At 55.7% G+C, this 19,996-nt stretch carries 24 protein-coding genes; 9 read left to right on the top strand and 15 right to left on the bottom strand.

Going from position 1 to position 19,996, the window contains the following annotated elements; all coding sequences use genetic code 11:
- Positions 1-3: 3 nt before the first annotated feature.
- The 8 genes from TX82_RS13775 (at position 4) to TX82_RS13740 (ending at position 8,157) form a co-directional block, all read left to right on the top strand.
- Positions 4-819: an ankyrin repeat domain-containing protein gene (locus TX82_RS13775; protein WP_005005598.1), complete on the top strand. Its 816-nt coding sequence runs from the start codon at positions 4-6 to the stop codon at positions 817-819.
- Positions 813-2,186, top strand: a complete 1,374-nt coding sequence (locus TX82_RS13770) for an ankyrin repeat domain-containing protein (protein ID WP_042251350.1) — start codon at positions 813-815, stop codon at positions 2,184-2,186. Before TX82_RS13775 ends, TX82_RS13770 begins: the two co-directional genes overlap by 7 nt.
- 113 nt (positions 2,187-2,299) lie before the next feature.
- Entirely contained in the window at positions 2,300-3,454 is a 1,155-nt protein-coding gene (gene proB, locus TX82_RS13765; protein ID WP_042252721.1) for a glutamate 5-kinase, read from the top strand.
- Positions 3,455-3,456: 2 nt separating this feature from the next.
- The gene (locus TX82_RS13760; RefSeq protein WP_005005593.1) at positions 3,457-3,867 is read left to right on the top strand and encodes a YkgJ family cysteine cluster protein; all 411 of its coding nucleotides are present in this window, start codon (positions 3,457-3,459) and stop codon (positions 3,865-3,867) included.
- A 149-nt stretch (positions 3,868-4,016) separates the two neighbouring features.
- Positions 4,017-5,303 (top strand): adenylosuccinate synthase, encoded by a 1,287-nt coding sequence (locus tag TX82_RS13755; RefSeq protein WP_005005590.1) that lies wholly within the window; start codon positions 4,017-4,019, stop codon positions 5,301-5,303.
- A gap of 21 nt (positions 5,304-5,324) precedes the next feature.
- Positions 5,325-5,618: a CC/Se motif family (seleno)protein gene (locus tag TX82_RS13750; RefSeq protein WP_005005587.1), complete on the top strand. Its 294-nt coding sequence runs from the start codon at positions 5,325-5,327 to the stop codon at positions 5,616-5,618.
- Positions 5,619-5,684: 66 nt separating this feature from the next.
- A complete protein-coding gene (locus TX82_RS13745) occupies positions 5,685-7,388 on the top strand; it encodes a carbon starvation CstA family protein (protein ID WP_005005584.1) in 1,704 nt (567 codons plus the stop codon).
- A gap of 112 nt (positions 7,389-7,500) precedes the next feature.
- Entirely contained in the window at positions 7,501-8,157 is a 657-nt protein-coding gene (locus TX82_RS13740; RefSeq protein WP_005005581.1) for a NifU family protein, read from the top strand.
- Here TX82_RS13740 and TX82_RS17275 read toward each other — a convergent pair.
- Positions 8,074-10,440: an AsmA-like C-terminal region-containing protein gene (locus TX82_RS17275; protein WP_244875042.1), complete on the bottom strand. Its 2,367-nt coding sequence runs from the start codon at positions 10,438-10,440 to the stop codon at positions 8,074-8,076. The genes TX82_RS13740 and TX82_RS17275 overlap by 84 nt on opposite strands.
- Before the next feature lie 125 nt (positions 10,441-10,565).
- The gene (locus TX82_RS13730) at positions 10,566-10,961 is read right to left on the bottom strand and encodes an AsmA family protein (protein ID WP_187291976.1); all 396 of its coding nucleotides are present in this window, start codon (positions 10,959-10,961) and stop codon (positions 10,566-10,568) included.
- Between TX82_RS13730 and TX82_RS16420 the strand changes: the two genes are divergently transcribed.
- Positions 10,960-11,253: a hypothetical protein gene (locus TX82_RS16420; protein WP_187291975.1), complete on the top strand. Its 294-nt coding sequence runs from the start codon at positions 10,960-10,962 to the stop codon at positions 11,251-11,253. The genes TX82_RS13730 and TX82_RS16420 overlap by 2 nt on opposite strands.
- Positions 11,254-11,315: 62 nt before the next feature.
- On the opposite strand, the gene TX82_RS13720 is transcribed toward TX82_RS16420, so the two are convergent.
- The 13 genes from TX82_RS13720 to TX82_RS16910 all read right to left on the bottom strand — a co-directional run.
- On the bottom strand, positions 11,316-11,780 hold the full coding sequence (locus tag TX82_RS13720; RefSeq protein WP_005005572.1) for a urate hydroxylase PuuD: 465 nt from the start codon (positions 11,778-11,780) through the stop codon (positions 11,316-11,318).
- A 223-nt stretch (positions 11,781-12,003) separates the two neighbouring features.
- Entirely contained in the window at positions 12,004-12,348 is a 345-nt protein-coding gene (locus TX82_RS13715) for a hypothetical protein (protein WP_005005571.1), read from the bottom strand.
- A 50-nt stretch (positions 12,349-12,398) separates the two neighbouring features.
- Positions 12,399-13,346 (bottom strand): aldo/keto reductase, encoded by a 948-nt coding sequence (locus TX82_RS13710; RefSeq protein WP_005005569.1) that lies wholly within the window; start codon positions 13,344-13,346, stop codon positions 12,399-12,401.
- 1 nt (position 13,347) lies between these two features.
- Positions 13,348-13,662, bottom strand: coding sequence for a hypothetical protein (locus tag TX82_RS13705; RefSeq protein WP_005005568.1), 315 nt, complete (start codon positions 13,660-13,662; stop codon positions 13,348-13,350).
- Positions 13,663-13,770: 108 nt separating this feature from the next.
- Positions 13,771-14,373 (bottom strand): uracil-DNA glycosylase, encoded by a 603-nt coding sequence (locus tag TX82_RS13700; RefSeq protein ID WP_005005567.1) that lies wholly within the window; start codon positions 14,371-14,373, stop codon positions 13,771-13,773.
- A gap of 13 nt (positions 14,374-14,386) precedes the next feature.
- Complete coding sequence (locus tag TX82_RS16415; RefSeq protein ID WP_005005565.1) at positions 14,387-14,536, bottom strand: hypothetical protein; 150 nt, start codon at positions 14,534-14,536, stop codon at positions 14,387-14,389.
- 15 nt (positions 14,537-14,551) lie between these two features.
- A complete protein-coding gene (locus tag TX82_RS13695; RefSeq protein ID WP_005005563.1) occupies positions 14,552-14,959 on the bottom strand; it encodes a SirB2 family protein in 408 nt (135 codons plus the stop codon).
- A gap of 28 nt (positions 14,960-14,987) precedes the next feature.
- Positions 14,988-15,437, bottom strand: a complete 450-nt coding sequence (locus TX82_RS13690; RefSeq protein ID WP_005005557.1) for a hypothetical protein — start codon at positions 15,435-15,437, stop codon at positions 14,988-14,990.
- A gap of 72 nt (positions 15,438-15,509) precedes the next feature.
- The gene (locus TX82_RS13685) at positions 15,510-15,956 is read right to left on the bottom strand and encodes an Lcl C-terminal domain-containing protein (protein ID WP_042251342.1); all 447 of its coding nucleotides are present in this window, start codon (positions 15,954-15,956) and stop codon (positions 15,510-15,512) included.
- A gap of 4 nt (positions 15,957-15,960) precedes the next feature.
- On the bottom strand, positions 15,961-17,076 hold the full coding sequence (locus TX82_RS13680) for a squalene/phytoene synthase family protein (protein ID WP_005005553.1): 1,116 nt from the start codon (positions 17,074-17,076) through the stop codon (positions 15,961-15,963).
- Positions 17,077-17,128: 52 nt separating this feature from the next.
- On the bottom strand, positions 17,129-18,019 hold the full coding sequence (ispH, locus tag TX82_RS13675; RefSeq protein WP_005005551.1) for a 4-hydroxy-3-methylbut-2-enyl diphosphate reductase: 891 nt from the start codon (positions 18,017-18,019) through the stop codon (positions 17,129-17,131).
- A 131-nt stretch (positions 18,020-18,150) separates the two neighbouring features.
- Positions 18,151-18,903 (bottom strand): succinate dehydrogenase iron-sulfur subunit, encoded by a 753-nt coding sequence (gene sdhB, locus TX82_RS13670; protein WP_042251338.1) that lies wholly within the window; start codon positions 18,901-18,903, stop codon positions 18,151-18,153.
- Positions 18,904-18,914: 11 nt separating this feature from the next.
- Positions 18,915-19,996, bottom strand: a 1,082-nt coding sequence (locus TX82_RS16910) for an FAD-binding protein (protein ID WP_042251336.1), incomplete at its 5' end; no start/stop codon positions are given.

Genomic DNA, 19,996 nt, shown 5'->3' with positions numbered 1-19,996 from the left:
CCGATGCGTTGCCGCAAATTCCAGGCCAGCCCCCTCGCCACCCTGCTCGTGCTGGGGATGCTGACCCTGCCAAGTTATATTTCTGAGCACTATCACCCTCTGCATGAAGCCGCGCAAAAGGGAGACTTGAACCGCATAGAAGAGTTGATTGAGCAAGGTGTGGATGTGGATATCCGATCCCGCCCATTTGGCTATACACCTTTGGATAAAGCCATTGAGCATGACCAACTGGAGGCGGCGATCCTGTTAATCAAGTTTGGTGCTGACGTCGATGCTCGAGTTTCGACCGGTGGTACAACATTGGTTCTTGCTCTGGATAGGCACAAATGGCCGCTCGTCAGCTTTCTTATTAAAAATGGCGCAGACGTAAATTATATCTTCAATGATCGATGGACTCCGTTTTATATGGCGATTTCATACGCCAAAGCTGAACAATTTGAGACAATAAAATTGTTTGTGGAGGCGGGAGCCCAGTTAACCCCGAATGAAAATGGTGACACCCCGCTTCATTTCGTTTCCGATGTCAAAATCGCCGAATACCTGATCGCATTGGGGGTCGATCCGAATGCGATCAATAAGTGGGGCGAGACTCCGTATTATCGGGCGAAATCTTATGAAAAGGAAGATGTGGCGGCTTTTCTTAAAAGTAAGGGGGCCAAACCCGGCCTGACCATTTATGAGGCCGTAGAACAGGGAGATCGCGAGCGGATTCAGGAAATGATTGCTAATGATCGGGATGTTAATATTGAGAACTCCGATGGGCAATCCATTTTGTTTTGTGCGGTCGAAAAAAAGACATTGAAACGGCTCGATTGTTAATCGAATTAGGTGCCGATTTTGAAAAAACTCCGGGCACCTTCAATCCTCTCATTTTGGCGGTGGAACAGGGCAATAAGCCAATGGTCGAGCTGTTGTTGCAGAATAAAAATGTGACTGAGTTAAAACATCCCAGTCCAATGAATGTTTTGAAATCTGCAATTCTTAAAGGAGATATTCCCATAATTGATTTACTGATTTCAAAAGGAATTGATGTGAATGTAGATATTGACAAAGGATGGAGCCCATTTGAGGCATCTTTGCACGGGGAAAATATGGATGTGGTTAAGTTCCTTATAAAACAAGGAGCGGATATTCATAAAGATGCGGCGAGAAATCTGGCATTTGCCTACAACAGGGAGATGGTGGAATTTCTTTTGAATAAAGGCGTGGATATCAATGCTCGTGATAAGCGAAGCGAAAAAACCGCCTTGCAAATGGCAATAACGTCACAAATTGGAAAAAGGGCAAAATTACTGATTAAAAAAGGAGCCGATATACATGGAAGAACGGAAGTTTCTTTTTCCTCTGCAAAATTTCCATTTGTATTAAATAAAGCCACTCTTTTGCACCTTGCTGTGGATCATTATCCTGCGAATAATAATGTGTTTATTGGGATAATGGAGCCGCCACCCGTTAAAGTTTTATTGGAGAATGGCGCAGAGGTTAATGCGGCAGATGAGGGCGTTACACCTTTGCATTTGTCTGTTCGTCAAGAAAACATTGAACTGATCCAGTTATTGATTGATTTTGGAGCAAAAGTTGATGTTCGCGATAAATATGGCCACACACCGCTGTACTGGGCCAGGACCTTGAAAAAAGACGATGTGGTTGACCTGTTGATGAAAAATGGGTCCACATCCATTCCCGAAACGGAAATTTTGCGAAAAGAGAACTGTGAAAGCCTGAAGAAGGTAAAGGCTTTTTACAACTCTGGAGGCAATATCAAGGCCCGCGGCATCTATGGAGAAACAGCATTGCACCTGGCTGCGGTTTATGGAAATTCGGAAGTGGTTGAATGGTTGATCAAGCAAGGGTTGGATGTCAATGCTCAAACATGGGGAAAGCATACTCCTCTACATCGAGTTGCAAACGTGAAATCTGCAGAACTCCTTTTAGAGCATGGAGCCGAAATAAACCAAAAGGATCTTTGGGGGTTTACGCCGCTTACTTGGGCTGTTTTCTGGAACAATGAAGATGTTTCGGGGGTCAGCCAGGAATTAGTAAAGCTCTTCGTAAATTCTGGATCTGATGTAAACGTTGCCATTAATGCTGACCAATCGATTTTGGAAATTGCTAAAATGATTTCACAACAATCAGGGGACACCACCGTCGTCGATTACCTGATCGCCCACGGCGCGAAGGAGTGAGTCCCCGCATTGCCCACTTGTACGGGTCCCGTGGATGTTTTATGATGCCTTCCTTTGGTTTTTATTTACGGAACGGGTGAATGGCGACACGGGTGGGGACTAAAGAAAAAGAACTGCGGCGGGAAATCCTGAAGGCGGTCAAGCGCGTGGTGATCAAGATCGGCAGCGGCGTGATCAGCGATCACGAGTCGGGCCGCACCGCGCTCGAACGCGGCCTCAGCGAAAAACGCATCCGCAGTTACGCCCGGCGCATCAAGCACATCACCGATCTCGGCGTCGAAGTCATCGTCGTCTCCTCCGGCGCCATCATGGCCGGCCGCCAGCGTCTCAACCTGGTGCGCTCCACCCTCGACATCCCGGAAAAACAGGCCTGCGCCGCCATCGGCCAGAGTTTCCTCATGCGCACCTACGAACATTTTTTCGACAAGCAGGGCCTGAAGGTGGCGCAGATCCTACTCGGCCACGACGACCTCGAACACCGCAAACGCTTTCTGAACGCCAAGCACACCATCGAAGCCCTTTTGGAACGCGGCGTCATCCCCATCGTCAACGAAAACGATTCGGTGACGGTCGATGAAATCAAGATCGGCGACAACGACACGCTGTCGGCGAACGTCGCCTGCATGGCGGGGGCGCAGTTGCTGATCATTCTCTCCGACGTGGACGGCCTGTTCGACGGCGACCCCGCCCGCGCGCGCAAAAACGCGGCGGACGCGCCGAAGCTGATCTCGCACGTGGACCGCATCACGGCGGATATCGAACAGCTTGCGGGCAAAAGCCGCAACCCGCTCTCCGTCGGCGGCATGTACACCAAGGTGCTGGCGGCGAAGAAGACCATGAGTTTCGGCATCCCCACGTTGGTGGTGAACGGGCTGGATGGTAAAATACTGGACAGGATCTTCGCCGGGGCGGCGGTGGGCACGCTGTTCTGGTCGGGAAAGACCAAGATCCGCGACCGCAAGCACTGGATCGCCCACACGTTGAAACCGGCGGGCACGTTGACCGTCGATGCCGGCGCCTGCAAGGCCATCGTCGAGCGCGGCAAAAGCCTGCTCCCGGCGGGGGTGGTGAAGGTCGAGGGCGCGTTCGAGTTCGGCGCGTCGGTGCGCATCGTGTCGGACGGCAGTGAGATCGCCCGCGGGCTGGTCAATTACAGCGCCGGGGCGCTCGACCGCATCAAGGGCATGAAGACCCCGGCGATCCGCAACCTCGTCGGTACCGACTTCTACGAAGAAGTCGTGCACCGCGACGACCTGGTGATACTTTAATCATGGCGAAATGGTGGGAAAAGGAACCGGTCCGCTTCGAATGCCAGCAGGGGTGTTTCAAATGCTGCATGAAACCCGGCGTGGTGTATTTCGATGCCGATGACGTCCACCGCGCGGCGGACTATGTGGGACTGAACCCCAGTGAGTTCCGCAAAAAGTACCGCCTGCGCAAGTTCGAGGGCTACTGGGAGATGGAGGTGAAGGAGGGCGAGGCTTGCACCTTCCTCACCATGCAGGGCTGTTCCATCCACCCGGCGAAACCGAAACAGTGCAGTGCCTACCCGTTCTGGAAGGAACACCTCGACTCCAAAAACTACTGGACGCTGGTGGGCGGGTTCTGTCCCGGCATCGGCGAAGGCCCCCCCGTTCCGGCGAAAGAGATCAAGCAGTACCTGCGGGATTTCCGCCTCTAGCCTGCATTTCCCGCCGCCCCGAAAGCGGTTGACATTGCCCCGGCGCGGGCCGATAATAACTCCCCGGTCAAAACTCTGAGACCAACCCCGCACGACCGGCCTTGCCAGCCTGTGCTCGATTCCATTAAACCGACAAAGAAGGGACCATCATGCCTGTTTCCGTAGTGGTGGGTATGCAGTGGGGCGATGAAGGTAAAGGGAAAATCATCGACCTGTTCTCCGAAGAAGCCGACGTCGTCGCCCGTTACCAGGGAGGCCACAACGCCGGCCACACCATCTGCTTCGGCGACCAGAAATTCATCCTGCACCTCATCCCGTCCGGCATTTTCCATAAAGGCAAGCTGTGCGTCATCGGCAACGGCGTGGTGATCGATCCCAAAGCACTGGTGGAGGAGATCGGCATGCTCAAGCAGGCGGGGTTTGAGTTCGACGACAAGCTGGTGATCAGCGACCGCGCCAACATCATCCTGCCGTACCACATGGTGTCCGACCAGAATAAGGAAAGTACCTCCGGCGACCGCAAGATCGGCACCACCGGGCGCGGCATCGGTCCGTCCTACGCAGACAAGGTGGCGCGTGCCGGATTGCGCCTGTGCGATTTTCTCGATGAGTCGATCCTGAAAGACACCATGCGCGCCAACTACGAGGAAAAGAAGAAAATCCTGAAGAACCTGTACGGTTGCGACCTGCAGGAGTTCGAAAAACTGTACGACGACCTGCTCGGCTACCGCGAAGTCATCCTGAAATACATCCGCGACACGCAAAGCATCCTGCGTATTGAGATCGCGGCGGGCCACAAGGTACTGTGCGAAGGCGCGCAGGGCACCATGCTGGACGTGGACCACGGCACGTATCCGTTCGTCACGTCATCCAACGCCACCTCAGGTGGCGCGTGCACGGGGCTCGGCATCCCGCCCAACAAAATCACCCGCGTCATCGGTGTGATCAAGGCGTACACCACGCGCGTCGGCGAAGGCCCGTTCCCGACGGAGCTGACCGATGGCTTCGGCGAGCAGTTGCGCAAGAACGGCGACGAGTTCGGCTCGACCACCGGGCGGCCGCGCCGTTGCGGCTGGTTCGATGCGGTGGTGGCGAAGTATGCGGTGGAGCTGAACGGCATCGACGCCGTGGCGCTGACCAAGATCGACGTGCTCGACACGTTCGACACCGTCAAGGTCTGCACCGGCTACTCGCACAAGGGCAAGGTGCTGGAAGGCATGCCCGCCTGCCCGCGCGTGCTGGAAGAATGCGAACCGGTGTATACTGAGTTTCCGGGCTGGAAGGAGAAAACCTCCGGCGCGCGTTGCTTCAGCGACCTGCCGGACAACGCCAAACGTTACATCGACGGTCTGCAGAAACTGCTGGACGTGGAGATGCTGATGATCTCCACCGGGCCGCACCGCGACCACACCATTTCGCAGGGCGCGCTGTTTTAACCGTTCGCATCGAGGTGGGCGATGAAGATTGAAGTTGCCGACAACGTTGCCGAATTCCTGAACGAGCGGGGCCGGTCCGACCTGACCATCGAGGTCGAGGACCTGGAAACGCCGTGTTGTGTCGGCAGGCTTCCTGAGATGCGGGTCCGGCACCAGCCGCCGCTCGATCCCACCGGTTACCGTCATTTCGAGGCGGGCGGCATCACCCTCCATTTATCAAAGCTTCTGCACACCGGCGACACCGTGCGGGTGTACGTCTCCGGCATCGGCCCCTTCAAAAAGATCGAAGTCTCTGGCATCCACCTCATTTTGTAATTTATAATAAAGCTCAATTATGAATGTCATTATCCCCCTCGATAAACCGGGGTTTGTAAAGGCGTTATGCTGACCTGGACCATTCTCATTGGCGCGTGCCTGTTTTTCTATTTCGCCGGTTACCGGTATTACGCCGGGCGGCTGGACCGCGACGTGGTGCGCCCGGATGCAGGATCGCACACCCCGGCCATAACGGAAAACGACGGCGTCGATTACGTGCCCAGCAAACCGATGGTGCTGTTCGGCCACAATTTCGCCTCCATCGCCGGGGCGGGGCCGGTGATCGGTCCCATCATCGCCATGCATCATTTCGGCTGGGCGCTGACCCTGGTGTGGGTGCTGGTCGGCAACGTGTTCATCGGTGCGGTGCACGACTACCTGACGCTGATGATGTCGGTTAGAAACCGCGGCCGATCGGTGGCGGACATCGCCGAGTCCACCATGGGATCGCGCGCCAAATCGGTATTCGCGCTGTTTCTCGTGCTGGCGATGCTCCTGGTCATTGCCGTGTTCGGCGTGGTGGCGGCGAAGACGCTGATCGCACAACCGGAGATGGTCATTCCCACCTTCGCCATCATCCCCATCAGCATGATCCTGGGCTGGTTCCTCTATAAAAAAGGCGGCAACCTGGCCGCCGCGTCGATTGTGGCCGTACTGGCGCTGGTCGCCAGCATTTATGCGGGATTCAAACTGCCCCTGCCGCTGGAAGGCGACGTGATCGGTTTGTCGCCCCTGATGTTCTGGTTTGTCCTGCTCATGATCTACGCCGCTGTGGCGTCGGTGCTTCCCGTGCATGTGTTGCTCCAGCCGCGCGATTATCTTTCGACTTACGTGTTGTTCGGGAGCATGTCGCTTGGCATCCTGGCGTTACTGTGGGTGGCGCCCGGACTCAACACCCCCGCGTACATGGGAGGGTTTTCTGAGGAGCAGGGTCCGGTGTGGCCGATGCTGTTTGTGCTGGTGGCGTGCGGCGCGGTGTCGGGATTTCATTCCCTCGTCGCCGGAGGCACGGTATCGAAACAATTGGCGAACGAGTCGCAGGGCCGCATCATCAGTTACGGCGGCATGCTGACGGAAGGCGTGGTCGCCGTGGTCACGGTTCTTTTGGTCGGTGGCGGATTGTACTGGGTCGCGCCTGCGGGCGGGGGCGTCGATATGGCTGAGCTCGGTTTCCGTGAAACATTGAAGGCCGGGGGCTGGATCCACGCTTTCGGCCACGGCTACGGCAACGTGGTCCACCAGATGCTGCCGTTTCTCGGCTTCACGCTGGCGTCGATGATCGCGGTGCTGGCGCTCAACACGTTCGTCATGACGACGCTGGACACGGCGGTGCGCATCACGCGTTTCATCGTGCAGGAGTCCCTGGGGCAGCGCGTGCCATTGTTCCTCAACAAATACGTCACGACGGCAGGTGTCATCGCCATCGCGTTTGTGATCGGTGCGAGCGACGGCTGGCAGAAAATCTGGCCGATCTTCGGCGCGACCAACCAGTTGATCGCCGCCGTCGCGCTGTTCGTCATCGCCACCTACCTCATCGGTGTCAAGCGGCCGACCGCTTATGCGCTGTATCCGGCGGTGTTCATGGTGATCACCACCATCGGCGCGTTGTCGTGGCAGGCGTACCGGTTTTTTACCGCGCCGGAGCCGCACCTGTTTCTGGGGACGGCCGCGCTGGTGCTCATCGGCCTCGCCCTGTTTGTCGGGCATGAGGGATTGCAGGCCTTGAAAGGCCGAAAAATCAGCACTGAACCCACACCCAGCGAGGCGTGAGCGGCTCCAGGACCGGTTTCTCCTGGGCCACCTGCGGTGTCCGGTTGATTTTTCCCCGGTCAGGGTTGTATGATGGGCGGAATCGACCGATCCAGTTGAAAGGGGTAGCGTTATGAAGTTGAGCGAGGTCATAGCAAGACAGACTGAGAAGAAAACCGGAGGGCAGACCCCCGGCGACCGCCCAAGGACCCCCGTGAACAACCGGGCGCTCAAAGTGATCCGCACCCGCGAGACCCCCAACCCCAACGCCCTGCAGTTCGTGCTGAACGCACAGATTCTGGAGACCGGCAACAAATCGTATTCCACGCCCCAAGACTGCGGTGACGACAAGCTGGGTCAGGCCCTGTTCAAGAATTCGGCGGTGAAGAACGTGTACATCATGAAAAACTTCGTCACCGTCACCAAGCAGGACACGGCCGGGTGGAATCCGCTGAAGACCCAGGTCTGGAACATCATCGACGAACTGGTGGACGTGTACCCCAGCGAGGAAGCAGGCAAGACGACGCACGTGGATGTGTCCGATTTCAACAGCCTGCCGCACGAAAAGAAGCTGGAAGCCATTGAGATGGTGCTGAACCGCTCCATCCGCAGTCAGCTGGCACAGGACGGCGGCGGTGTGGACCTGCAGGGTCTAGAGGGCAAGGAGGTGCTCATCCACTACCAGGGCGCCTGCGAGAACTGCCCGTCATCGATGACCGGCACCCTCCAGCACATCGAAAAGCTCATCAAACAGCAGTTGGACCGCGAACTCGTGGTCAAGTCCGTCTGACCTTTTAGGAGGAGTCGGAAAAAAACGGGCCTCCCCGACGGGAGGCTTTTTTATTTCCCGGTGAATGCGCCACCGGTGAGAAGGTCCCCCAGCGCTTCGAAGATGCGCTTGGGCTTGGCGAGAATCGACTTGGCGGCCTCCATGTCCACGTGGGGGTCGTTGAAGGGGCCTTCCAGCTTGAAGTAGGTTTCCACCAGCCCTTCGTCGGTTTTGCTTCCCGCCACGAACCGACCCAGAAGGGGCACCCCCTGTAAGACTTTGTCCAGATCCCCCATCGGCAGGGCCTTGCCGTTCATGTCGAACTTCTCCGTATTGAGATCGGCGGTGCCTTCCAGGTACACCTTCAGGTACTGGCCTTCCAGTCCCATCAGCGGAGTGTGCACGACGCCTTTTTTTGATTTCAAATGTTCCGCCCATGCGGTCGAACAGCAGTCCCTTGTCACTCAGCTTTTGCAGAGCGGTGGGATTGAGGATGGTGAGAATGGCTTTCACCGCACCCAGTTCCTTGAGGCTTCCTTCCGTGACCAGCAGTTTGAGGTCGCCGTTCATGCCCCTGGTTGCCGGACCTTTTTTGGGGACATGCCCCTTCAGATTGCCGGTAAACTTGACGATGCCTTTCAGGTGCTTCTTTTCATAATCCTCAATGGAAAGGCCCTTGCCGCCGAAAGAAAAATCGTATTTGTCCTTCGCCGTGTTGTAAACACCCTTGATGCCCATGGTGCCGTTGCGTGGCACGAACGCAGACTGGCTGAGAACAATCCTGTTTTTCGGCAGAGTCACTTCGCCGGTGATGCGCTTGAAAGGGTACCCCTTGGCGTTCACTTTGGTCAATTTGAACCCGATTGAAACCGGGAATTTTGGCGGTCTGGAGTTCACCCGAAACACCGCATCCTGAATGGAAAAGTTGTGTTTATTCAGAGAGAGCACCATCTTCTCCCCCTGAAGGGTGCCGTTGAGCCGGATGCGGTCGATTTCGACCGGGCCCCGTGCCTTCATGTTGCCCGACAATACTGTTTTGACCAGACCCCACTCCGGGGGCCACTTCACCTGCGAAAGATCGAGTTTGTTGAATTTGAAATCGGAGTCGAGCCGGGTCACGGATTTCTTGCTATCCGGTTTGGGGAGAATGATCTTTCCATTCTGGGTCAGTTCCCCGTTCAACACCGCCGCTTTGATTTTGCTTTTGATGTTGCGACCGTTCATTGTGGCGTCGGCATCCAGCCGGGAAACGGGCAGGAGCATATTGTCGAGGGCCTGGATTTTGATGAGCACGTTATCGGCAACCAGGCTGGTCTGGTACTTCAGCTTGTCCGGGTTGTTCACCGGACCCTTTGCCTTCAGTTTTCCGGTAAGCACGCCTTTGTCTATACCTGCTGATTTGGGAATAGGCAGTCGTACCACATCCACGCGGTTCACGGAGACGGTGGAGTCGAGAATCATGCTTTCGTTCTCTTTTGCGGGGAAGGTGAGGTCTCCTTCATACAAGACTTCCCCGCCGAAGGCGGTGGCCTTGAGTGTGTTGTGGAGTTTGCGGTTTTTCATTTCCGCGTTGGCCTGCCAGCGTCCGACCGGGATTTGCAGGTCGGCGGGGGTCAAAAGCAACTCGTCACCGGAAAGAGAAGCCTGGAGGGTCAATCCCTCCAGTGTCGCGGGTCCGCGCAACTCGAATGACCCGGTCACCAAACCATTCGCCCATTGGGAGACCTCCGGAATGCCCAACTGGTTGAATTCCAGTTGTGTCACTTGGGTGGTGGTGTTCAATACCGGATCCGGGTTGTTTTCCAGAAAGCGCAGGTCTCCGGAATGCTCGATCCGACCCCCACCCATGTCCAGGTCGAGGTGATGGTTCAGGTTGCCCTCTCGCCAGATAACGTGGCTGTCCATGTGATCGAATGGATAAATTCGCCCGGCGGCACTAACAGAGACTTTGTTTCCCACCAGATGTGCCTGAATCACCGACTGCTTCGTGAATTTGTCCCCGTCCTCCAGAGCGTCCAGAGGTACCTGCATCTCTGCCTGAAGCAATTCAAAATTTCCCTGTGGATTATATTCCTCCAGAATTTTTGAGGGGTCGACAGGAATGAAAAAATTGATGGATTTCAGGTCCTCAAGATGAAACCGGTTCAGTTCCAGATGCACATCGAGTTCGGCCTTGGGCGCCAGCACTTCATGGATGGCGAGGTCGCCAAACAAATGCAGTTTGTCCATGTAAACATCGAGATCGGTCAGCGTCAGGTCCAGTTTTTGATTGCTGGGTCGGGAAATCTGGATGACTCCGGACATGCGCATCATCTGCTGGTCGATGGCTTTGCCGCCCTTGCGCTTGATCCAGTAGATGCGTCCCTTTTCGACGCCGATGTTGTCGATCGCCAGGTGAAAATTGCGGAAGGTGCCGCGGATGGAATTGACTACCGTATCATCGTCTTTTTTTCGGTTTTGGCCTCTTCGGGTTTGTCTTCCTCCACGACCTGATTGAGATAGATGGTGACCACGGGCTGAATGAGATCGATGGTCTTCACCTCCACTTTTCCCGCAAGCAGGGGCATGAGGTAAACATGAACGAAAAGGGTTTTGGCGGAAACGAATTTATCCTTTCCGTCCATGGACTCAACACTCACGCCGTCGGCTTTCAGCCCGAACCCGTCGTGAAAATCGTAGGCAAGCCCTTCGATTTTCACATTCATACCGGTGGCTTCGGTAAGGGTCTGGGTGAGAGACCCTTTCAGGGATTTTACATCCACGAAATAGGCTAGCCCGGCGAGAACCAGAACGCCCAGGAATACCATTGCGGCGAAACCCCACATGACCCTTTTGACCAGGCGGATCATTCTCCTTGCCCGAGGCGATTTTCTTTTTGGCTTGTTTGACGGTCGTATTTTCCCGGAAGAGGGAGGCTTGGGTTTCGAAGCGTTTCCGGAACCGGCCGGAGACCTGCCTTTGGCCCCTTTTTGGGGGGAATTGTATTTCTTGGGGGTATTGGCCATGCCTTTAATTATAAAGGTTTATTGGCCAGAGAGAAAACGGATTTCTGGGTTGCGGGAGGTCCGGGTGTCAGGCATTTTCGCGGCGCTTACCGGAATCGGGAATGAAATTTAAACAAAAAAGCGGCCGGGTTCTCAACGAACCCGGCCGCTTCTTTAATTCCGCTTTTTTGGTGCTTAGAATGTCCAACTTCCGTGGTTGGCCACGATCATGCACATCAGCATGGGGATGGACAGGATGGCATTGGTGCGGCTTGCCACAAAAGCTGTCTTTTTCGCTTTGGCCAGCGCATCGCCTTCCAGTTCGCCCGCGATGATCTTTTTCTGATTGGGCCAGATGAATGCCCAGACGTTGATCATCATGATGATACCCAAAACCATACCGATGTGAATCGTCATGCTGGGAATACCTTCCACCTGGCCACGGCCGACGCCGTAGTAAATGATTCCCGACACGACGGTCAGCCAAGCCATATGACGAAACCACCAGAGGGCTTTCGGCAGGACGACCTGGGTATAAGGTTTGGCAGCTCCCTGTTCCGTCAATTGGGGCATGCTGGAAACCTGAATGATATTGAAAAACCAAAGCAGGCCAATCCAGAAAATCCCGAACACGACGTGAAAAAATTCAGCTACCCACATAAAATGTGCCTCCTTTATATATGCCTTTAAATTGCTGGTTTATGAAATTCGGATTTTTGAGAATCAAGCTCTGGGCCGAATGAGGACGGACAGACATTTTAGAAGTAAGATGGAAAATCGGGGTTAGGGATTCATCAAATTTGGAAAATTTTGGGAAAAATGGGCCGATTTAAATGCGCCCGAACGGATTTTCTTGCTTCCAGCCACAGGATGAAGCGGCGGATCAGCGTCCAAGGAGAAAGATCAACAGAATCCCCAAGGCCAGCAGGTTGAATATGAGGAGAGACCATGCCCAGCTTCGGGGCACCATTGGGCGCGGGGTTCGAGCCTTCGGGTCCGGGGCAGCTGGGTTTCTGATGGCCGTGCCGGTTTGGGCCAGTGTGTCCTGCAGGCTCCGGTTTTCCGCGGTCAGTTGCTCCACCTCTTTCTGCAGGGTGGCCACCTGGTCACGCAACTGCAGGCGCTCCACTTTAAGCGCTTTCGACCGGGCGATTTCACGTTCCAGGGCTTCTTCCGGCCCCCGGGTGATGCCCTCGCTTTCAGGCGGGTCGTCCCAGTCTTCAGTCATGGTGTTAGAGGCTTTCTCCCGTTGGATGATATGGCGTCCGACAGGTGATTTCAGGCGATTTTACTGGCGGCATGAAAGCGGCCGCTCGCTTCCATCAGCCGTTGCATGTGGCCCGGCGATAATATGAGGTCGCCCGCCTGGGCGAACTCCCTGATCTGCTCGGATTTTTTGGAACCGACCACCGCCGTCACCACGTTGTCCTGTGCCAGCACCCAGGCCAGGCTGACATTCACCGGTGCGGTGTTCAACTCCTGGGCGATGGCTTCCACTTCTTCCCGAACGGGTTTGGAATTCGAAAAATACGGTTCCTGGTACAGGTAATATTCCCGGCGTGTGGGTGCCTTGCGCGCGGCAGCATCGGTGCGTCCCGCCAAAAGTCCCCGTGCGGTGGGGGAATAAATCATGTACCCGATCTTGTTCTGCTTGCAGGCATCCAGCGTCCGACCCTCGTATTCGCGTTGCAACAAATTGTAGGGAATCTGGTTGATCGTAAACGTGCCGGCACGGTCACCAAGAAGTTGCAGGTCGGTGGAATCGAAATTGGACAGCCCCACGGTGCGGGCTTTGCCGCTGTCTTTGAGTGCCTGCATGATTTCGCACAGCTTGCGTGATTTTTCCGGCGAGTTGAAAAACGTTCCCGGCCAGTGGACGAGGTACACATCGACATAATCCCTGTCGAGCGCCTTCAGGGTGCCGTCCAGCCGCTCCTCATAGGCGGGACGGGTGAGGTCCGCATCCGGCCAGATTTTGGAAATGATGAGAACGTCGTTCTTTTTGCTGCCGAGGGCCTTGCCGAGGCGCCGTTCGGACTCGCCGTCGCCGTAACCTTCGGCGGTGTCGAAAGCGGTGATGCCTCCGTCCAGCGCGGCTTTCACAGAGGCGTCCGCCTCCTCCGGCGTGGCGTAATCGCCCCAGCCGCCGCTGGGTGCGATCTGCCAGCATCCGAATGTGATCACGCTCCACGGTATGTCCAGTCCCTTTACGGAGACGGTTCGCATGTTACCTCACGATCATGGTGAAACTGCGGTAGCGGTAATGGGGACCTTCCGTCTTGATGGTGGCGGCGAAGGGTTCGCCTTCCTTTTCCACTTTCTCGATGTGTTTCTTGAAGCGGTACAGGCGGTATCCACCGATCAGAGCTGCGGCGCCGACAATCAGGATCAGCGTGGCGAACAGGAATCCGAGCAGGGCCGGATAGAGGAAGATCAGAACCGCAAGCGTAATCAAAGCGACACCAAAAATCAACACCGACCACTGTAATGAATTGTAGCCTTCAGTGAACAGATCCTTGGGTTGATGGGTACGTTGGAACATAGGGCCTCCTTTTTGAAAGGCTCCATTGCCTTCCATATCTCATACATAAAATCGTGGTGGGGCCGGGTCAAGACCCGTGTGCGCCCGGTTGGGACGAATTTTTGGAATTCAGGCGGGCTTTTCCAGCAGGCGGCGGATCCGGCTGAAATCCCGTTTCTGCCGAAAAAGAGGCCGGCGCCAGTTGACCACCCGGGGACTGGGATGGTACAGGGCCAGCAGCGTGAATGTCGCCAGTTTCTGCGGTTTGGCGAGCACCTCGCCCAGCTTGAACCGCATACCTGTCAGGCGGTTGATGGCTTCCAACCCCACGGTGCCCAGAGTCACCACCACGCTCGGCTGGATGATTTCCAGCGTTTCCTCCAGGAATCCGGAGCAGGTGTCGATTTCTTTGGTTGTGGGTCGACGGTTGTTCCCGTTTTCCAGAGGATTGCACAGGACGGCGTTGGTGACGAAAACGTCGTCGCGGGTGAGGCCGATGTGGGCGAGCAGGATCTCGAAGTTTTTTCCCGACTGGTCGCCGGAAAAAGGGATGCCGGTGCGGGCTGCGCCGAATCGACCGGGGGCTTCCGCCACGAACACCACTTCGGCGTCGAGACTGCCGTTGCGGTCGCTCAGGATAGCCTGCTCGGACGCCAGCCGGGGACATTGAATGCATTCGGCGGCACGTCCTGAAAGGGAAAGAAAACGACGGCGTTGGGCGGAGGTGCTCATGGTGCGGTTCCGCTCAGGAGTTTTCCGTCTTGTCGCGGCGGGCGGGGTCGTGCGTCAATTCGTCTTCCGTCTCGTCCTCCTCGTCATCGTCGCTGGAGCGGCAGATGACAAGGAAACCGACGAGCAACAGCACGCTGGCCAGAATGGTGAACAGAATGTCCATGACGCCTCACGCAAATCAGAACGGTTTGACAGTGGCGAAATAGATCATACCGCCGCCAATGAGGAAAATCGCAATATGCACCATCATAGCGTATTTCTTCGGCAACGTGTCTTTATTGATTTGAACACCGTTCTGGAACCCCAGCGCGATGAGCACCAGCAAAAGCCCCAGCTTGGGATAAATCCACTTCGATTCGTTGAACACGCCGGTGGTGACGGCAAGGTAAATGCCGGACAGGATGGTGACACCGAGGATGGGGTAGTAGATGAATTTGTGAATGCGCTTCTGGGTTTTGCGCAAGCCGTCCCGTTCCTCCGCGGACTTGAGTCTCAGGCGGAACACCACGGTGAGGGATTGCAGAAACAGTGTGCCCACCACCAGGCACATGGAAACCATATGAAGCGTTAGAAAGAAATTTTTCATGAATTCGAAACCGCTCCGTGTGACTTGATCAGGGACTGTTCTCAATCGCCGGTTTGTCCGGACCGGCTTTCCAGTAAACGAGGCTGGAGACCATGAGGGCCATGCCGACGCCGCAGTAGATTGCCGCCACCACCACATATCCCCCCAGGTGTTCGTTCAACGCGCGGAGCATGAAGCCGACGCCCATCATGGCCGCAATAAAGATATAAAACGGTTTTGCGTAAACATGATGGAACTTGAGCGGAGGTGTGAGGTTGTCAATACGGTTCTTGTTGCGCCGCGCGGTTTTGGTGAGCACGAATTTGCCTTTCACCGCGCCGATCAAAAGCCCCACGCCGAGCGAGATGACCACCGCGTTCTGGGACGAGCCCTGGGTTTCGATGGCAAGGAAGTACATGCCGATGCCGCGTACCAGCAAAAACAGGCCCACCAGGCCCCAGATACTGCCCGCAAGCGTGTACAGTTGGTTTTTAGTCATGATGTCATGGCTTTCCAGCCGCCCGTGTCTCAAAACCAGATGCCGGGCCGGGTTAAGGGTTTGTGCCTGCGTTCAGGGATTGGGCTTGCGGTCGCTGAACGGTTTGCCACGGACGGGCCGGGTCGCCATCCGTCCGCTTTTGCTTTTATAGAGCAGGCGGGTCTCGCCGTTTCTCAGGTCCACCAGGTACCCGTCCTGCCCGATTCCCTCCGTGGTCCACATGTAGGGCAGGGGCCCGGCGGGAAACACAGGGTTCAGGTGGATTTCATGGTCGTACTTGTCGCGGTTCAACGGATCGGGTTCAAAGAGCGATTTGCACTCCTCGACCTCCGGAAGCCGCCATTCGTCGTAACCTGCAAATTTGTTGGTCGTCAGCTTTTTGCAGTATTCCAGCGCCTCGTCCCAGGTCAGCCATTTCTGTTCGGCCTGCCATGAGTCTTCCTTTGTCCACAGCAGGTCGTGAAGGGTGTCCTTGATGGTGCCGTCGCCGTTATCGATGAATCGTTCTTTATCGCTCATGGTCTCAGTGCGAAAGTGCAGTTTCGTTTCCGAGGGAATCCAGGGAAATTCTATTAAGCCGGTCATTGAGGGCATCGAGATCGAAACGTGGCGGGTTTTTCAGCTGCGCCCGTTTTTTAATGTCTCCAAAGGCCCACTTCAGAAGAAGGTCCGAGTAACACAACAAACGCGTGCGTCGCAGAATACGGCGTACCGTGGACCGCGAGATTTTAACCGGATCATCGGAGTTGAGCAACGACTGGTTGTTGTGGAGAACAGCAACGGTCTCCATAGCCATCCATAACGGCCAGATGCAGAACAGCCGGATACGCGTCTGGTATCGCGGAATGGCCAGAGTGAAACGCAGGGCATCCTCCAGGTGGCCCAGGGTTTTGTGTAGAAGGCGTTCCATCACTTCGAGATTCTGATTGATGGAGGTGCCGGCGTTGAACTCCTCTACCGTCAGCCCCTGCCCGATGATATATGAACGCGGGATGTACGACCAGCCGCGGCCACGATCCACAATAATGTCCTTTGAGATATTCGTCATCTGCAATCCCAGTCCAAAGGAAACCGCAGTACGCTGCATCGTCTCCCTGGATTTTGGCGACAGGTTCGGGATCTCCTGGAAGAACAGGTTGCACAGCATTTCGCCCACCAACCCGGCAACAAAGTAGCAGTATTCTTCCAGCTCGTGCTCGTCTTCAAGCAGGGTGATTTCGTTGAATGAGAACTTCTGCTGAAAGTAGGCCATGCCCCGTGCCATGCGCGAGACTGAGGGAACGATCTGTTCCTGATGGTTCACGGGTAGAGAGTCGAACACGTTGAACACGCGCGGTGTGTTGATCAGCAGGTCAAGATCGTTTTCCGAGCCGTCCACGGCGCGGCAATCCTCCACCCAGCGATCCAGGTTCCGGGCACGGTGGTCGGGGTCCTCAATGATGTGCGAGAACTCCTGCAGGAGGCGGATTTTGATTTTGGGATCGAGCTCCGCTGCGTCTTCCACGGTATCGACGATGCGGCAGAACAGGTAGGCGGTCAGGATACTGCGGTGCAGGTCATCCTTGAGAACGGTGATATTGAGAGCGAAGGTACGGCTGACCTTCGGCAACATCTGTCTGCAATATTCCCAATCCTGCATTGTGTATCCAAAGTACGGGACCCGTCATGTGGGGTGACCCTCCGGAATGAAGTCAAGAGGCCTGGTGTGTGGCCTGTGACATTTCTTCCATTTCCTGCGCGATTTTCAAAATGGCAGTGTGGACTTCGTTGATCACGTATTCCGGGGTGCTGGTTCCGGCGGTGATTCCCACGTGTTTTTTATTGGTGAACCAGCTCCGGTCCAACTGGGTGGCGGCTTCAATGTGATGCGCTTCGACATCTTTCTCGTCGCACACCTGAACCAGTTTCTTGGTGTTGGAGGAATTGTAACCTCCGATGACGATCATCAGATCCACCTGGTCCGCCAGGTCGCGCACCGCAATCTGCCGGTCGCGGGTTGGCTGGCAGATGGTGTTGACGAAGGCGACGTCTTCCACGCAGTCCATCTCGCGGATTTTACGCACCAGGTTTTCCACCTTTTCCATCTGCTGGGTGGTCTGGCTGACGATGCCGAACCGCTTGGTGGGCGCGGCACGCAGTTTTTCGAGGTCTTCCTCGTTGTTGATGACGATGTAGTCGTCGAGATCGCCGACGATGCCCTTCACTTCCACGTGTTCTTCCTGCCCGATGACGACGGGGAAGTAATTCTGCTCAACCATGCTCTTGACGGTTTTGTGCACGCGCATGACGAGCGGGCAACTGGCGTCGTAAACAATGTGACCGGCTTCCACCAGCGCCTCTTTCATCTTTTCGGCGGCGCCGTGGGCGGTGATCATGACTTTTTTGGTTTTGATTTTATCGAGATCATCGATGCCGTTGACCAGATCGACACCGTTGCGTTTCAACGATTCATTCACCTGACGGTTGTGGACCAGCTGACCCACGATGGTGAGGTCGGATTTGAACTGAGGTTCCATCGCCAGATTGATGGCGTCCTTGACGCCGAAACAGGTGCCGAGCGCACTTGCGAGGGATACTTTCATCGTCCGTCCTTATTCTGGAAATGTGGAGTGAATACCCGGAAGTGGGTTTTTCGTTAACAGTTTAAGTTCAAAATCATAACAGAATGCAGGCGGTATGGGAATAAAAAACGGTTTTTCCCATACCTGCGGAGTCACTTGAAAATGAGGTTTTTGACCATCTGCCAGGTGGTCTGGCGGCCGATTTCAGCGATGCTTTCGGTCAATGGGATGTTCTTGGGGCAGACTTCCACGCAAACCTGCGCGTTGCCGCAGTCGGCGATGCCGCCTTTTCCCATCACCGCTTCCAGCCGTTCCTCTTTTTCCATGGCTCCGGTGGGGTGCATGTTGAACAGCCGCACCTGGCTGAAGGTGGAGGCCCCCAGAAAGTCGTTGTCCAGCGCGAATTGCGGGCAGGCTTCCAGGCAACAGCCGCAGGTCATGCACTCGGCCAGGGAATAGGCGGAGTTGCGCTGTTTTTCGGAAATCACCGGACCTTCGCCGATGTCGTGACTGCCGTCGATGGTGATCCACGCGTGGACTTTTTTCAGGTTGTCGAACATGCGGGTGCGGTCCACCGCCAGGTCGCGAACCACCGGGAACTTTTTCATCGGCTCCAGCACGATTGGCTGTTCGAGCTGGTGCACCAGCGCTGTGCAGGATTGACGCACGCGTCCGTTGATGTTCATGGTGCACGAACCGCACACTTCTTCCAGGCAGTTGCACTCCCAAACCACGGGCGTCACGGTTTGGCTGTTGGCAGTGACGGGGTTCTTCTGGATGTCCATCAGGCAGGAGATCACATTGGCGTTTTCCCGGTCAGGCACTTCAAATTCCTGCCAGTACGGTTTGGAATCCGGGGTGTCCTGCCGCTTGATTTTCAGTCGTACTGTTTTCTTTTCGCTCATGGTCTGCGGCCTCATTCGTATTTGCGGGGACGCGGTGTGATCTGCGACGTGTCCACGTCTTCGTAATGGATCGCGGGCTCCCCGTCCTTGCACTCTGCGAGGGTGGTTTTCAGCCACTCTTTGTTGTTGGCCTCAAAACGTTTCATGTATTCCAGATGTCCGGGGCGGAACTCGGTTTCGTCGACCTCGCCGTACTGGCTTTTTTCCAGGTAATCAACGTATTCGTGCGGGTCAAAGTTGTCAGGCTGTGCCAGGTCGAATTCCGGCTTATAATGCGCCCCCCGGAATTCGTTACGCCGGAGGGCCCCGATGGTGATGATCTTTGCCAGGTGGATCATGCAGTGCAGCTGGTTGATGAAGCTCGGAGCCGGGTTGGACCAGTGCGTCGTATCCAGGCATTTCACGTCCCGAAACCGCGTTTGGATATCATGAATCAGGGTCAATGCCTTTTCCAGCTTGGAGTTCTCGCGGACAATCAGCACATTTTTCATCAGGATATCGCCCAGTTCCTTTTGCAAAATATGCGGGTTTTCCTTGCCGTTCATGCGTTTGATGTCTTGAAAACGCGATTCCCATTGTTTGCGCGCGTCTTCGAATACCTGCGACGACACGTCCTCGTGGTGCATGTCGAGGTTTTTGCTGTACTGGATCATGCCCGGACCCATCATGAGTCCCGTATAGATGCAACTCAGGAGGGAGTTGGCACCCAGACGGTTGGCGCCGTGAAACTGGTAATCCGCCTCCCCCGCTGCGTAGAGCCCGCGGATGTTGGTCATCTGGTTGCGCGGCGACTGGTGGTCGATGAGACCATGTGTCTCGCTTTCGTAATCCGTCCAGATGCCGCCCATCGAGTAATGCACGGCAGGAAAGATTTTCATCGGTACCTTGTGCGGGTCGTCACCGGTGAACTTTTCGTAAATTTCCAGAATGCCGCCCAGCCGCTCGTTGAGGTAGTCCTCGGTATGATGGGTGAGGTCGAGATAAACCATTTGCTCGCCGCCGACCCCCAGTCCCTGGTTGATGCAGACGTCGTAGATCTCGCGCGACGCCACATCGCGTGGCACCAGGTTGCCGAACAGGGGATGGTTTTCCT

It is taken from the genome of Nitrospina gracilis 3/211 (assembly GCF_000341545.2).
In the GTDB taxonomy this organism is placed as follows: Bacteria; Nitrospinota; Nitrospinia; order Nitrospinales; family Nitrospinaceae; genus Nitrospina; species Nitrospina gracilis.
Note: the sequence above shows the minus strand (reverse complement) of the source record. Positions and strands in the feature narration are given on the sequence as shown.